The following is a 12975-nucleotide window of genomic DNA, read 5'->3' on the forward strand; positions in this document are numbered from 1 at the left end:
GCCCCCCCCCCCCCCCCCCCCCCCCCGGCCCCCCCCCCCGCCCCCCGCCACGCCCCCCCCGCATCAAGCCGCCCCGCGGCAACCTCCCCCGCCAGCCACGCCAGGTCCCGCCCCAACCCCGCACACCCCAGCAGAAAGAAGCTCACGATCGACCGGTCGTGCCGCCCCTGGTCCCCGTACAGCACCCCGTGCGCGAAGTGCTCGTCGTCCCCACCCGAGTGCCCCACGGCGACCAGCACCCCACCCTCCGCCAACTTCTCGTACGCGGAGACGAGTTGCCGCCCACCGACGAGATCGACGACGCCGTCCAGCGGCGCGTCGACCTCCTCGGGGTCCCCGACGACGGCGTGCGCGCCGAGCGCCCGCAGCGACTCGCCCCGCGCACCCGGATCGCCGGTCGAGGCGACGACGTACGCACCACCTCGCCGGGCGAGCTGCACGGCGTACCGCCCGACCCCGCCCGTCGCCCCGGTGACCAGGACCCGCCGCCCGAGCAGCGGCCCCACCCGGTGCAGGGCCCGCAGCGCGCTCGCCCCGGCGACGGGGATCGCACTGATGGCGCCGAGGTCGGCCCCGTCCGGCACGGCACCCATGAACCCCGTGTCCACGGCGCGGAGTTCGGCCCATCCACCCGCCTCGCCGAGGGTCACCACGGGGGTGCCGACCGGGGGCCCGGAGCCGTCGGCGGCGGCCCGCTCGACGTGTCCGGCGGCGTCCCAGCCGAGGACGGCGCCGGGCGCGGCACCGGGCAGGACGCTCGCGACCTCGCCGTAGTTGAGGGAGGTCGCGGCGACCCGGACCAGGGCCTGGTGCGGGGCGGGTTCGGGGTCGGGCGCGGTGCCGAGACGGAGTCCGGCGGAGGCGTCGGGGTCGACGAGGAGAGCACGCATGACGAAGTCACCTTTCACAGGCACGACAGGGCAGGCGGAGCAGACAGAGCGCCACAGCGCGGGGCAGGGCGGGGCGCAGCCCGGCGGCGCCGAACCGCGGCGCAGCCATAGTGCCACTCAGTGGCAGAAGCCATCAAGGGGCATTGGCTACCGGGCTACACTCCCCGCATGGACTCCGCCCGCCCCGCCCCCCAGCTCCCGCTGCGCGAACGCAAGAAGCTCCGCACCCGGCAGGCCCTGGTCGACTCCGCCCTGGTGCTGTTCACGGAGCGCGGCTTCGACGGCGTCACGCTGGACGAGCTCTGCGACACCGTGGAGGTGTCGAAGCGGACCTTCTTCCGGACGTTCACCAGCAAGGAGGACGTGGCCTGCGCACCGCTGCACGACCTGTGGACGGCGTTCCTGGAGGAGTTGGAGCAGGCGCGGCCGCAGGGCGGGCCGCTGCACGAGCTGCTGCGTGACGTCCTGCTCGGCACGCTCGACCGGATGCCCGGCGAGGAGTGGGCGCACCGCGTGCTCCTGAGCCGCCGTCTCGCCGCGCGGAACCCGTCGATGGACGCGCACGGCCTCGCGTTCTGCGACCGCACCGGCCGGGCCGCCCTGGACATCGTCGTACGCCGCTTCGAGCTCGGCGGCGTCCCGGACGACCCGGACCACCTCCGCGCGCGGCTGGCCGTGGACCTGCTCGTGGCCGCCTGGCACCGCGGCCTGGACTCATGGACGACCGGCGCGCCCGCGCCCGAACGGGCCGCTCTGGCCGCCGCGTTCCGCCGGGCGAGCGCGGCCGCGCCGGAGAGCCTGGCGCTCACCGCGCGCACCGGGCCCGCCTGAAGCAACCCGGAAGCGGCACGGAAGCGGCGCAGAGGCGACGCAGAAACCGCGCAGAAGCGGCATGGAACGGCACAGAAACGGCACGGAGGCCGGGTCCGGCAGCGACTGCCGGGCCCGGCCTCCGTGGCCGTACGGTGCGGGAAGGACTCAGCCCAGGCGGTGCATCCACCCGTGCGGGTCCGCCGCGACACCCCGCTGCACGTCGAGCAGCGCGTCCCGCAGCTTCATCGTGACCTCGCCGGGCGCGCCGTCGCTCTGCGTCCACTCGCCCCGGGCGGACTTGACCGTGCCGACGGGCGTGATGACGGCGGCGGTGCCGCAGGCGAAGACCTCGGTGAGGGTGCCGTTCGCGGTGTCGGCCTGCCACTGGTCGATGGAGACGCGGCCCTCCTCGGAGGTGTAGCCGAGGTCGCGGGCGACGGAGAGGAGGGAGTCGCGGGTGATCCCGGCGAGCAGGGAGCCGGTCAACTCGGGGGTGACGATCTTGTCGCCGTACACGAAGTACAGGTTCATGCCGCCCAGTTCCTCGACCCACTTGTGCTCGACGGCGTCGAGGTAGGCGACCTGGTCGCAGCCCTTCTCGGCGGCCTCGGCCTGGGCGAGCAGGGACGCGGCGTAGTTGCCGCCGGTCTTGGCGTCGCCCATGCCACCGGGGACGGCGCGCACGCGGTCCTCGGAGAGCCAGATGGAGACGGGCTTGACGCCGCCGGGGAAGTAGGCGCCGGCGGGCGAGGCGATGACGACGAAGAGGTACTCGTTGGCGGGCTTCACACCGAGCCCGGCCTCCGTGGCGATCATGAACGGGCGCAGGTACAGCGACTCCTCGCCGCCGTGCGCGGGCACCCAGTCGATGTCCTGTCGGACCAGCGCGTCACAGGCGTCGAGGAAGGTCTCGACGGGCAGCTCCGGCATGGCCATGCGGCGGGCGGAGGCCTGGAAGCGCCGGGCGTTGGCCTCGGGGCGGAACAGGGCGACGGAGCCGTCGGGCTGGCGGTAGGCCTTGAGGCCCTCGAAGATCTCCTGGGCGTAGTGCAGGACGGTCGTCGCCGGGTCCAGGGCGAGCGGGCCGTACGGCACGAGCTGGCCGTCGTGCCAGCCGCGGCCCTCCGTCCAGCGGATGGTCACCATGTGGTCGGTGAAGTGGCGGCCGAACCCGGGGCTGGCCAGGACCGCCTCGCGCTCCTTGGCGGAGACCGGGGTCGAGGAGGGCTTGAGCTCGATCGTGGGCGTCGTCATGGTTGCGTGTCCTTCACCGGTTTGTGTGTGACGGACCGCGCCGAGACCCGTACGCGCGCTGCTCGCGGCGTCCGGGCGTGCGCCGTTTCGCGGCCCCACGTTCGATTATCGCTCGTGGGACGACCTGGACGAAACGGCGGCCTGGGGCGGCCCTGGGTTCGATGGTGACACCCGGGGACCGCAAACGAGAAGCCGCCGGGTGCGCGTGCGACCCGGCGGCTTGCTGTGACGGAGCTGGTGGCCGGCGGATCAGCCCGCTACGCGTACGGCGAGCGCGTCGCCGATCTCGTCGGTGGTACGAGTGGTGTCCCCGCGTCCGCCGAGGTCGGCGGAGACGGCCTCCTCGACGCGGCCCGCCTCGTTGTCGTACCCGAGGTGGCGCAGGAGCAGGGCGACGGACAGCACGGTGGCGGTCGGGTCGGCCTTGCCCTGGCCCGCGATGTCGGGCGCCGAGCCGTGCACGGGCTCGAACATCGAGGGGAACTCGCGGCTGGGGTTGATGTTGCCGGAGGCCGCGACGCCGATGCCGCCGGAGACGGCCGCGGCGAGGTCGGTGATGATGTCGCCGAAGAGGTTGTCGGTGACGATCACGTCGAAGCGGGCGGGGTCGGTGACCAGGTAGATCGTGGCCGCGTCGACGTGGATGTAGTCGGTGGTGACCTCGGGGAACTCCTCGGCCACCTTGTTGAAGACGTTCGTCCACAGATGGCCCGCGAAGGCGAGCACGTTGTTCTTGTGGACCAGCGTGAGCTTCTTGCGCGGGCGGGCCTGCGCGCGGGCGAAGGCGTCCCGGACGACGCGCTCCACACCGAAGGCCGTGTTCACGGAGACCTCGGTGGCGACCTCGTGCGGGGTGCCCTTGCGGATGGTGCCGCCGTTGCCGGTGTAGGGGCCCTCGGTGCCCTCGCGCACGACCACGAAGTCGATCTCGGGCTGGCCCGCGAGCGGCGTGGCCACACCCGGGAGCAGCCGCGAGGGGCGCAGGTTGACGTGGTGGTCGAAGGCGAAGCGGAGCTTGAGCAGGAAGCCGCGCTCCAGGACGCCGGAGGGGACCGAGGGGTCGCCGATGGCGCCGAGCAGGATGGCGTCGTGCTTCTTGAGGTCCGCGAGGTCGGCGTCGGTGAGGGTCTCACCGGAGGCGTGATAGCGGCGGGCCCCGAAGTCGTACTCCTTGGTCTCCAGCTTCACATCCTGCGGGAGGACGGCGTTGAGGACCTTGAGCCCCTGGGCCACGACTTCCTGGCCGATCCCATCTCCGGGGATCACTGCGAGATTGATGCTGCGAGACATGACGGCACCGTACTCCTCGTCCCATCCAATGACATTCCCTGTCCGTCATACGGACAGGCGCGTGGCGGACCCGCGGACGGCGGCGGCCGGGTTCCGCGCGTGCGCCACCACATGGACACGCATCCTTCACCTGTACGTCCGGCCTGAGTTGGACGCTCCTGGGAAGTTCCCTGGTCATGGACACCCCCAACGTCGGGCTCCCGGAGGAGCTCGCGAGCCGCCTGAGCATGCCGGAGCAGCACGAGTACCTGCGCGGGAAGCTCTCGCGCCGCAAGGTGCTCGCCAGTTCCTTCGCCACGGCGGGCGTCGCCGGCGGCATCGGCCTGCTCGCGGGCAGCTCGGGCAGCGCGTACGCCGAGCGCCCCACCGGCACGGCCCCGCTCGCCGCCCCGCGCGGCCCGGTGAAGGTCGACGGGAGGCTCGTCGCGCCGTTCGGCCGCCATCTCGCCTTCGGCGCCGACCCGAAGACCCAGATGCGGATCTCCTGGCAGGTGCCGTTCGCGGTCAAGTCCCCTTACGTACGGGTGGGCCTGAAGCCCTGGGAGCTGAGCCGGAAGATCGAGGCGGAGGTGCGCGACCTGCACACGCCGTCCCTGTCGAAGAAGCTCCCGAAGGTCGAGCAGTACTACCTGCACGTGGCGCTCGACGGCCTGAAGCCCGGCACGACGTACTACTACGGCGTCGGCCACGACGGCTTCGACCCGGCGTCTCCGGAGCGGATGGCCACGCTCGGCTCGTTCCGCACCGCGCCCGCGCGCCCGGAGAGGTTCGTGTTCACGGCCTTCGGCGACCAGGGCGTGAGCTACGAGGCGCTGGCCAACGACCAGTTGATCCTCGGCCAGAACCCGTCGTTCCATCTGCACGCGGGCGACATCTGCTACGCCGACACCACGGGCCACGGCAAGGAGGGCGACAGGTACGACGCCCGCGTGTGGGACCAGTTCCTCGCGCAGACCGAGTCGGTGGCGAAGTCCGTGCCGTGGATGGTGACGACCGGCAACCACGACATGGAGGCGTGGTACTCGCCGAACGGCTACGGCGGCCAGTCGGCCCGCTGGTCGCTGCCCGAGAACGGCTTCGACGCGAAGAACGCGCCGGGCGTCTACTCGTTCCGCTACGGCAACGTCGGCGTCGTCGCCCTGGACGCGAACGACGTCTCGTACGAGATCCCCGCCAACAAGGGCTACACGGACGGCAAGCAGACCGCCTGGCTCGACAAGCGGCTCGGGCAGCTGCGCGCCGACGAGGACATCGACTTCATCGTCGTGTTCTTCCACCACTGCACGTACTCCACGGCGACGCACGGCTCCGACGGCGGGGTGCGCGACGCGTGGCTGCCGCTGTTCACCAGGCATCAGGTGGATCTGGTGATCAACGGCCACAACCACGTCTACGAGCGGACCGACGCCGTCAAGGGCGGCGAGGTCGGCAAGCCGGTGCCGGTCGGCGCGTCGACCGATCCGACGCGCGACGGCATCGTGTACGTCACCGCGGGCGGCGCCGGCAAGGACCTGTACAGCTTCCCGGCCGGGGTCGACGACAGCTACGAGGGCCACGAGAAGGACGAGGGCACGATCCTCACCTTCCACTGGACCAAGCTGCGCCTGCCCGACCCGGACACGGTGCAGTGGTCACGGGTGCGCTACACCGGCTTCTCGTTCCTCGCGGTGGAGGTGACGGCCGGGTCCGACCCGAAGCTCACGGTCTCGGCGCTCGCGGAGAGCGGCGAGCGCGTCGACCACTTCGAGATCAGGCGCGGCAAGTAGCGCGGGACGGCTGCGGGCAGCGCGGGCGGGCGGGGCTCAGTGCCCCGTCTCGCCGCCGTTGTCCCTGCGGTCGAGGGCGCGCTGCAGGGCGGCGGCGGCGTTCTTGCGCTCGGACTCGCTGGGGCGGACGGCGTGGCGGACTCGGCGGGCGGTCGTCTCGGCCATGGGAAATCGACTCCTTAGATCGCATCCGGGAGTGCGGATCCACGTACGTACGGTCGTACGCGGAAATAGGGAGGGTTACGAGACGCCAGAAGGGCGGGGAGCGCGGGCCGCAGGGTTCGCCTGCGCGGGGCCCGGCTCGCAGCCGCCAATCGCTTGATCGAGCGAGACGTTCGGCTCCTACAAAGCTAAGACAGCTTCGCTCACTTGTCTCTACAATTACTCGGGCTTCCTACTATCTGAGACGGCTCCCACCGGGTCGACCGCCTCCTCTTCCGTTTCGGGTCACGCGCGCAGCGCCCGCAGTTCCCGGATCAGGGCCCGGACGGCCAGCGATCCGGCCAGCTCCGGCGTGGTGACATAGCCCACCGAGCGTGTCGGTCTGTCGGCGCCGAGATCGGTGATCTGCACCGTCGGGGGCGCTCCGGTCAGGGACAGGGCGGGCATGATCGCCATGGCGTGCCCGGCGCTCACCATCGCGAGCACCGCACCGTCGTCCTCGGTCTGCGTGGTCGCCCGCGGGATCCAGTCCTGGCCCGCCCACCAGTCGCGGGTGTACGAGGTGCAGTTCTCGGCCCAGTCCACCAGCGGCAGGGAGCGCGGGTCGGGGTGCCCGGCCGGGTGCACGAAGGAGTAGGGCTCCTCGACGAGCACATCGCCGACAAGGCCCTGCGGGATCGGCGAGGTGGTGCCGATGGTGGCGATGCCGAGGTCCGCGCGCCCGTCGGCGACCTCGCCCGCGGTGCCGCGGCCCAGCTCGCGGACGACGCGGACCTCGGGCTCAAGGCCGGGGTGGCGGGCCCGCAGGTTCGCGAGGGCGGGCGGGAGCAGGTGCAGGGCGGCGCTGCGGAAGGCGGCGACGCGGAGGGGTCCGGTGAGGGTGGGCGCCCCGGGGCCGCTGCCGTCCGCGGCACCTGCCGCACCTCTGGTCTCGGCGACGAGGGTCTCCAGGAGCCGCAGCACGCGGCGCGCGTGGGCGGCGGCCCGCTCGCCCGCCGGGGTGGGCGTTGCGCCCTTGCGGCCGCGTTCGAAGAGCACCGCGCCGAGCTTGTGCTCCGTGCCGCGCACGGAGTGCGACACCGCCGACTGCGTGAGGCCGAGGTCCCGGGCGGCGCCGGAGAAGCTCCGGGCGCGCTCGACGGCGACGATGATCCGCAGCTCGTGCGGGGCGAGGTCGGGCTCGGCCACCGGTTCCCACCTGGTCCTGTCTGGTTCGTGTCATGGATTCCCATGAGGAGCGCTCATGCTTCGGCGCGTTCCATGAACCGAACCCTCTGCCGCTCCCCCGCATTCCCCGCCTACGGTCGGCTCCATGAACAGCATCTCCGGCGCCACCGCCCGCACCGTCCACCAGATCGCCCGCCCGCACGGCTTCCCCACCCCCGACGACTTCGCGTTCGTGGAGTCCGCGGTGCCGGAGCCCGCGCCGGGCACCGCCCTGGTGGAGAACCTGTACTGGTCCGTCGACCCCTACCACCGCGAGATGATGGACGGCGAGTTCGCCCTGAACGCCCCGCTCGAAGGGCGCACCATCGGCCGCGTGACCGCCTCCCGGACGCCGGAGATCGCCGAGGGCGAGATCGTCTTCCATCGGCAGGGCTGGCGCACCCACGCGGTGGTCACCCCGGAGGAGGCCCAGCGGCTTCCGCGCTTCGACGGGGTGCCGCTGTCGGCGCACATGAGCATCCTCGGCGGCACGGGCCTGACGGCGTACGTGGGCCTGACCCGGATCGCGAAGCTCCGCGAGGGCGAGGACCTGTTCGTCTCCGCGGCGGCGGGCGGCGTGGGCACGGCCACGGGGCGGCTCGCGCGGGTCATGGGCGCGGGCCGGATCGTCGGCAGCGCGGGCTCGCCCGCGAAGGTGGCGTACCTGACGGAGCAGGTCGGCTACGACGCCGCCTTCGACTACCACGCGGGTCCCGCCGTGGACCTGCTCGCGAAGGCGGCCCCCGACGGCGTGGACGTGTACGTCGACAACGTCGGCGGCGAGCAGTTGGAGGCGGCGATCGAGGGGCTGCGGGAGTTCGGCCGGATCGTGCGGATCGGCACCGTCGCGCAGTACAACGCCCTGGAGCCGCTGTCCGCGCCCCGCAACCTCACCGAGATCGTGGAGAAGAGCCTGCGCATGGAGGGCTTCCACGTGCGCAACCACCGTCATCTGCAGGACGAGTTGTACGACTTCGTGGTGCCGCATCTGCAGAGCGGCCGGATCGGCCTCGACGAGACGATCGTGGACGGCTTCGACCACATCGTGACGGCGTTCCTGGGGATGCTGCGCGGCGAGAACGTGGGCAAGATGATCATTCGCGCGACACCAGCGTAGCCGTACGGCACGACCGCTGGGGCCTGTCCGTCGCGACGCCGCGCCGACCCGTCGACAGGCCCTAGAACACGTCCCCGTCCCGCCAGTCGATGAGCAGTTCGTGGGCCGGGTCGAGGTCGGAGCCCCACACCATCGGCGGGTCCTCGTCCGGCATGGACACCGGGCCCTCGGGGCCGAGCGTGCCGACGGTGCCCGACCAGGTCTCCCAGCCGTGCGCGCGGTACAGCTTCTCGCCCTCGTCGGAGGGCGAGAGGACGCCGAGGTCGTAGCCGCCGTCGACGATCCGCTCCAGGGCGCTCATCACCTGGCCGCCGAGGCCCTGGCGCTGCCGGTCGGGGCGCACGGCGACGTTCTCGACGTAACCGACGCGCAGGGAACGGCCGTTGTGCAGGACGCGCCGCTGGACGACGCAGCCGTGCGCGAGCAGCGTGCCGTCCGAGTCGTGCACGAGCACATGCATGCCGCCGAGCCCGTGGGCCCAGTCCTCGTCGCCGAAGTCGCCGTCGAAGGCGAGGTCCATCAGGGCGCGTCCTGCCTGGAGTTCGGCGGCGGAGAGGTCGGCGGTGTGGGCTGTGCGCAGCACCGTGCCGCCGGCGGAAGGAGAGGTGGTCTGACTGATCACGGACCCACGGTACTCAGACCCCATTTGAGTACGCACCCCGATTTTCCGGTGCCCCCGGCGGCGGCAGAGTCACCTGCATGAACGCTTCCTCTGGCTCCTCGGGATCCCCGGGTCCCGGCCTGTACGCGCTGAAGCCGTGGTACGCGCGGAAGCTCTCCGGCGTACGCGGCGCGCTGGCCCGCCGCGAGGTGTCCCCGGACACCCTGACCGCGGCGGGCGTGGTGTGCGCGGCGGGCGCGGGGGCGGCCCTCGCCTGGCTCCCGGCCCCGCTCGCGGCGCTGCCGGTGGCGCTCCTGCTCGCGGCCCGCCTGGCGTTCGCGAACCTCGACGGCGCCCTGGCCCGCGACACCGGCCGCACGACGCGCCGCGGCTCCCTCCTCAACGAACTGGGCGACAGAGCGGCCGACTTGGCCGTCATCGCCGGTTTCCTCACGCTCGCCCCCCTGTGGCTGGTGGCCACGGCGGCCCTGGCCGCGACCCTCCCGTCCTGGGTGTCCCTCGCGGGCGCGGCGGCGGGCGCACCGCGTCTCAACGGCGGCCCGGTCGGCAAGACGGAACGCTGCGCCCTGGCGGTCGTGGCGGCGGCGTCCGGGTGGTGGGTGCCGGTCCTCGCGGTGATCGCGGCGGGCTCGGCGGTGACGGCGGTGACGCGGGGCGTGCGGCTGTGGGGGGAATTGGGGCGGACGCAGGAGCCGGGGCGGCCCCGGACACCCGAGCAGGCCGACGTCCCCTCGACACAGCAGGAGTTGAGGGCGCGATGAGTCTCGCGATCCTGGTCGGGGAGACGGTCGGGCGGGCCGTGCCGGTCGTGGCGGGGGTGCTGGGCGCCGGGGGTGTGGCCGTGGCCGCGCTGCCCGCGCGGGTGCGGATGCGGGCCGAGTTGCGGCGGCGGTGGCGGACCTGGGCGCTGGCGGCGCCGCTGTTCCTCGGGGCGTTCTGGGCGGGCCCGGCGGGCGCGTTCGTGCTCGCGGCGGGGCTCGGGGCGGTCGCGGTCGGCGAGTACGCGCGGATGGCGGCCCTGCCGCGCGCCGAGCGCGCGGTGCTGTGGGCGGCGGCGGTGCTGCTCCCGGCGGCGGCCTGGGCCGCGCCGGACACCCTGGACGTACGCGTCGTCGGCGGACTCCTGCTCGTCGCCGCGCTGCCCGCGCTGTTCTCGGGCGACGCGGCCCACGGCTTCACCCGCGCCGCCCGTACCGTCTTCGGCCTGCTGTGGATCCCCGTGTCCCTGACCGGCCTCGTGCTGCTGGGCGACACGGCGGTGGCGGTGGGCGTGGCGGTGGCGTTCGGCGACGTGGGCGCGTGGTGCGGCGGCACGGCCCTGGGCCGCCGCGGCCCCCTGGCCCGCCCCCTCTCCGCCCTGTCCCCCAACAAGACCTGGGCGGGCGTCCTCGGCTCGGCCGCCGCGACCGCGGCAGCCCTGGCCGCGGTCGGCGCCTTCACGCCCCTGCTCTGGCTCGCCGTCCTCACCGGCTGCGTCCTCGGCGACCTCCTGGAGTCCATGGTGAAACGCGAGGCGGGCGTCAAGGACGCGGGCACCTGGCTCCCCGGCTTCGGCGGCCTCCTGGACCGGATCGACTCCCTGCTCCTGGCCCTCCTGGTGACGATGGCGGTGACACTGTGACGACGCTGACCCGCACCCGTCCGCACCGAGTGGGACGCCCGCACCGCCTCCACGGTCCGGCTCGCCGAACACGCGGCCGGGCGAAGTTTTCAGCCCGTCCGGCGTTTGAGGACGAGGCGCGAAGCGCCGATTCGACGGCGCCCCCGTCCCACCCGACGGGAAAACCCACCCCCGGGGTCCAGGGGCGCAGCCCCGGTTTCGGGAAGGGGCGGGATCGGGGAAAGCGCAGCGCAGCTTTCCTACGGAGAGCCCTCTGGTGGACCCTCCTCACCCTCACCGGAGGCGTCTCCCGCCACGGCCACCTCCCCAAGGGCGGCTGCGTGGTCGTGGCCAACCACAGCTCCCACGCGGACACGGCGGCCCTCCTCGCCGCCTTGGACGCCCGCCACGCCCCCACGATCGCCGCCGCGGCGGACTACTGGTTCGCCTCCCCCTGGCGCAGCCGCATCTGCTCCCGCCTCGCCGCGGGCTTCCCCGTACGCCGCACGGGCGGCGGCATGGACGACCTCCTGGCGAGGACGGCCGACCTGCGCGCGGGCCGCGCGGTGGTCCTGTTCCCGGAGGGCACCCGCGCCCGGGCGGGCGAGCTGGGCGCGTTCCACAAGGGCGCCCTGGTCCTGGCGAGGGCGGCGGGCGTCCCCGTGGTCCCGGTGGGCATCGCGGGCACGGACCGCCTCCTGCCGAAGCACGGCACCCTGCGCCCGTCCCTGGTCCGCGTCCGCATCGGCACCCCGCTCCCGCCGACGGCGACCCCGGAGGAGGCCCGCGCGGCGGTGTCGGAACTGCACCGCCGTACGACCGAGGAACCCCTCAGGGACTCCCGCGTCCGCAAGCGCGTCGCCCGCGTCCTCGCGACCCGCTGGGCCCTCCCGCTCGCGTTCGCCTGGGCGTTCGCGGAGGCCCTGAGCTGGCCGCTGATGCCGGAGCTGCTCCTGGCGATCGTGTGCGTTGCGGTGCCGCGCCGCGCCCTGAAGCTGTCCCTCGCGGCCCTGGCGGGCACGCTGGCGGGCGGCGTCCTCGCCCTCCAACTCGCCGCGTCGGGCGCGCAGTTGCCGCAGCCCCTGACCACGGACCGCATGCGCGCGGAGGTGCGCGCGGAGCTGGCCGCGCACGGAGCGACGGCCGTCCACGACCAGCCGTGGAACGGCATCCCCTTCAAGGTGTACGCGGCCGGAGCGGGCAAGGCCGACGTCCCGGCCCCGGACTGGCTGGCCCAGTCGGCCCTCGCGCGCGGCTCGCGCACCCTCACGGTGGGCCTCGTGTGCGGCGCGTTCGGCTTCCTCGCCCACCGCCTGCGCCGGTTCTACGGCCTGTATCTGGCCCTGCTCGGCACCGGATTCACGATCGGCCTGACGCTGATCGTACGGAGTTGGAGCTGACCGCCGACTGCCCGGCGGGGCCGCCCCACGGGCACCGGCCCCGCCCCCGAAACCCGCCGCCGCCCCCTGTCCGCCCCCGCCCCCGCGCGGCACACTCGGCTCATGCCTGATACCGAACAGAGCAAGCCGGAGACCGGACACACCGAAGAGCGCTGGACCCCCATCCACGGGCAGCCCTACCGCTCCGTCCCCTACCGCCCGGCCCGCATGCCGGAGGCCGAATCCCTCAGCCAGGCCGCGGAGTTGAGGGACCGCATGCGGGAGCGCCGCACGGTGCGGCAGTTCTCGTCGGACCCGGTGCCGACGCAGGCCGTGCGGGACGCCATCGCCTGCGCGGCCACCGCGCCGTCGGGCGCGCACCAGCAGCCGTGGACCTTCGTCCTCGTACAGGATCCGGAGATACGCCGCCGGATCCGCGAGGCCGCCGAGCACGAGGAGCGCATCTCCTACGACGGGCGGCTCGGCGAGGAGTGGCTGGCCGCGCTGCGCCCGCTCGGCACGGACGAGGTGAAGCGGCACCTCACCGACGCGCCCGCGCTGATCGTCGTCTTCCAGCAGCGCTACTGGCTCGGCGAGGACGGCACGAAACACAAGCACTACTACGTGGACGAGTCCGTGGGCATCGCCGTCGGCATGCTGCTCTCGGCCCTGCACCTGTCGGGCCTGGCCGCGCTGGTGCACACGCCGAGCCCGATGCGCTTCCTGTCGGAGGTGCTCGGCCGCCCGGCGAACGAGAAGGCGTTCGCGGTGCTCCCCGTCGGCTATCCGGCCCCGGACTGCCAGGTCCCCGACCTCGTACGGAAGTCCCTGGACCAGGTCCTCGTGGAGGTCTGACCGCACCGGCCCGCCCCCGGC

General features: G+C 73.5%; 12 protein-coding genes and 1 pseudogene. 7 read left to right on the top strand and 6 right to left on the bottom strand.

The genetic code is table 11. From position 1 onward, the window contains the following. Positions 1-890 (bottom strand): zinc-binding dehydrogenase (locus OO63_RS33555; RefSeq protein WP_051811422.1); only part of this gene is annotated, 890 nt, incomplete at its 3' end. Positions 891-1058: 168 nt separating this feature from the next. On the opposite strand from OO63_RS33555, the gene OO63_RS33560 reads away from it, so the two are divergent. Beyond that, entirely contained in the window at positions 1059-1721 is a 663-nt protein-coding gene (locus OO63_RS33560; protein WP_030359002.1) for a TetR/AcrR family transcriptional regulator, read from the top strand. 147 nt (positions 1722-1868) lie between these two features. On the opposite strand, the gene OO63_RS33565 is transcribed toward OO63_RS33560, so the two are convergent. Beyond that, on the bottom strand, positions 1869-2957 hold the full coding sequence (locus tag OO63_RS33565) for a branched-chain amino acid aminotransferase (RefSeq protein WP_030359001.1): 1089 nt from the start codon (positions 2955-2957) through the stop codon (positions 1869-1871). Between the two features lie 249 nt (positions 2958-3206). After that, complete coding sequence (locus OO63_RS33570) at positions 3207-4247, bottom strand: 3-isopropylmalate dehydrogenase (protein WP_030359000.1); 1041 nt, start codon at positions 4245-4247, stop codon at positions 3207-3209. 176 nt (positions 4248-4423) lie between these two features. Here OO63_RS33570 and OO63_RS33575 point away from each other — a divergent pair, with 176 nt between their 5' ends. After that, positions 4424-6013 (top strand): purple acid phosphatase family protein, encoded by a 1590-nt coding sequence (locus tag OO63_RS33575; protein WP_030358999.1) that lies wholly within the window; start codon positions 4424-4426, stop codon positions 6011-6013. A gap of 36 nt (positions 6014-6049) precedes the next feature. Here the strand turns inward: OO63_RS33575 and OO63_RS47435 are convergent, their stop codons facing one another. Together OO63_RS47435 and OO63_RS33580 are read right to left on the bottom strand one after the other, a co-directional pair. Beyond that, positions 6050-6178, bottom strand: a complete 129-nt coding sequence (locus tag OO63_RS47435) for a hypothetical protein (protein WP_087885970.1) — start codon at positions 6176-6178, stop codon at positions 6050-6052. 282 nt (positions 6179-6460) lie between these two features. Then, positions 6461-7363, bottom strand: a complete 903-nt coding sequence (locus OO63_RS33580) for a LysR family transcriptional regulator (protein ID WP_030358998.1) — start codon at positions 7361-7363, stop codon at positions 6461-6463. 124 nt (positions 7364-7487) lie between these two features. Here OO63_RS33580 and OO63_RS33585 point away from each other — a divergent pair, with 124 nt between their 5' ends. Next, entirely contained in the window at positions 7488-8498 is a 1011-nt protein-coding gene (locus tag OO63_RS33585; protein ID WP_030358997.1) for an NADP-dependent oxidoreductase, read from the top strand. Positions 8499-8559: 61 nt separating this feature from the next. Here the strand turns inward: OO63_RS33585 and OO63_RS33590 are convergent, their stop codons facing one another. Continuing rightward, positions 8560-9120, bottom strand: a complete 561-nt coding sequence (locus OO63_RS33590) for a GNAT family N-acetyltransferase (RefSeq protein WP_234311201.1) — start codon at positions 9118-9120, stop codon at positions 8560-8562. Between the two features lie 77 nt (positions 9121-9197). Between OO63_RS33590 and OO63_RS33595 the strand changes: the two genes are divergently transcribed. The 4 genes and pseudogenes from OO63_RS33595 to OO63_RS33610 all read left to right on the top strand — a co-directional run bounded on the left by OO63_RS33595 (position 9198) and on the right by OO63_RS33610 (position 12954). Beyond that, positions 9198-9881, top strand: a complete 684-nt coding sequence (locus OO63_RS33595) for a CDP-alcohol phosphatidyltransferase family protein (RefSeq protein WP_234311200.1) — start codon at positions 9198-9200, stop codon at positions 9879-9881. Continuing rightward, positions 9878-10741 (top strand): phosphatidate cytidylyltransferase, encoded by an 864-nt coding sequence (locus tag OO63_RS33600; RefSeq protein WP_030358994.1) that lies wholly within the window; start codon positions 9878-9880, stop codon positions 10739-10741. The genes OO63_RS33595 and OO63_RS33600 overlap by 4 nt, the downstream gene beginning before the upstream one ends. Before the next feature lie 224 nt (positions 10742-10965). Then, positions 10966-12120 (top strand): annotated as a pseudogene (locus OO63_RS33605) (lysophospholipid acyltransferase family protein); the annotation flags it as partial. A 102-nt stretch (positions 12121-12222) separates the two neighbouring features. After that, positions 12223-12954 carry a nitroreductase family protein gene (locus OO63_RS33610; protein WP_030358992.1) on the top strand — a complete coding sequence of 244 codons (732 nt, stop codon included), beginning with the start codon at positions 12223-12225 and terminating at the stop codon, positions 12952-12954. The last annotated feature ends 21 nt before the right edge of the window (positions 12955-12975 follow it).

It is taken from the genome of Streptomyces alboflavus (assembly GCF_000716675.1).
GTDB lineage: Bacteria > Actinomycetota > Actinomycetes > Streptomycetales > Streptomycetaceae > Streptomyces > Streptomyces alboflavus.

What these genes read in the sequence shown, in the direction of transcription:
- OO63_RS33560 (WP_030359002.1), top strand. Translation starts at nt 1,059, where the DNA reads ATGGACTCCGCCCGCCCCGCCCCCCAGCTCCCGCTGCGCGAACGCAAG.
- OO63_RS33565 (WP_030359001.1), bottom strand. Translation starts at nt 2,957, where the DNA reads ATGACGACGCCCACGATCGAGCTCAAGCCCTCCTCGACCCCGGTCTCC.
- OO63_RS33570 (WP_030359000.1), bottom strand. Translation starts at nt 4,247, where the DNA reads ATGTCTCGCAGCATCAATCTCGCAGTGATCCCCGGAGATGGGATCGGC.
- OO63_RS33575 (WP_030358999.1), top strand. Translation starts at nt 4,424, where the DNA reads ATGGACACCCCCAACGTCGGGCTCCCGGAGGAGCTCGCGAGCCGCCTG.
- OO63_RS47435 (WP_087885970.1), bottom strand. Translation starts at nt 6,178, where the DNA reads ATGGCCGAGACGACCGCCCGCCGAGTCCGCCACGCCGTCCGCCCCAGC.
- OO63_RS33585 (WP_030358997.1), top strand. Translation starts at nt 7,488, where the DNA reads ATGAACAGCATCTCCGGCGCCACCGCCCGCACCGTCCACCAGATCGCC.
- OO63_RS33595 (WP_234311200.1), top strand. Translation starts at nt 9,198, where the DNA reads ATGAACGCTTCCTCTGGCTCCTCGGGATCCCCGGGTCCCGGCCTGTAC.
- OO63_RS33600 (WP_030358994.1), top strand. Translation starts at nt 9,878, where the DNA reads ATGAGTCTCGCGATCCTGGTCGGGGAGACGGTCGGGCGGGCCGTGCCG.
- OO63_RS33610 (WP_030358992.1), top strand. Translation starts at nt 12,223, where the DNA reads ATGCCTGATACCGAACAGAGCAAGCCGGAGACCGGACACACCGAAGAG.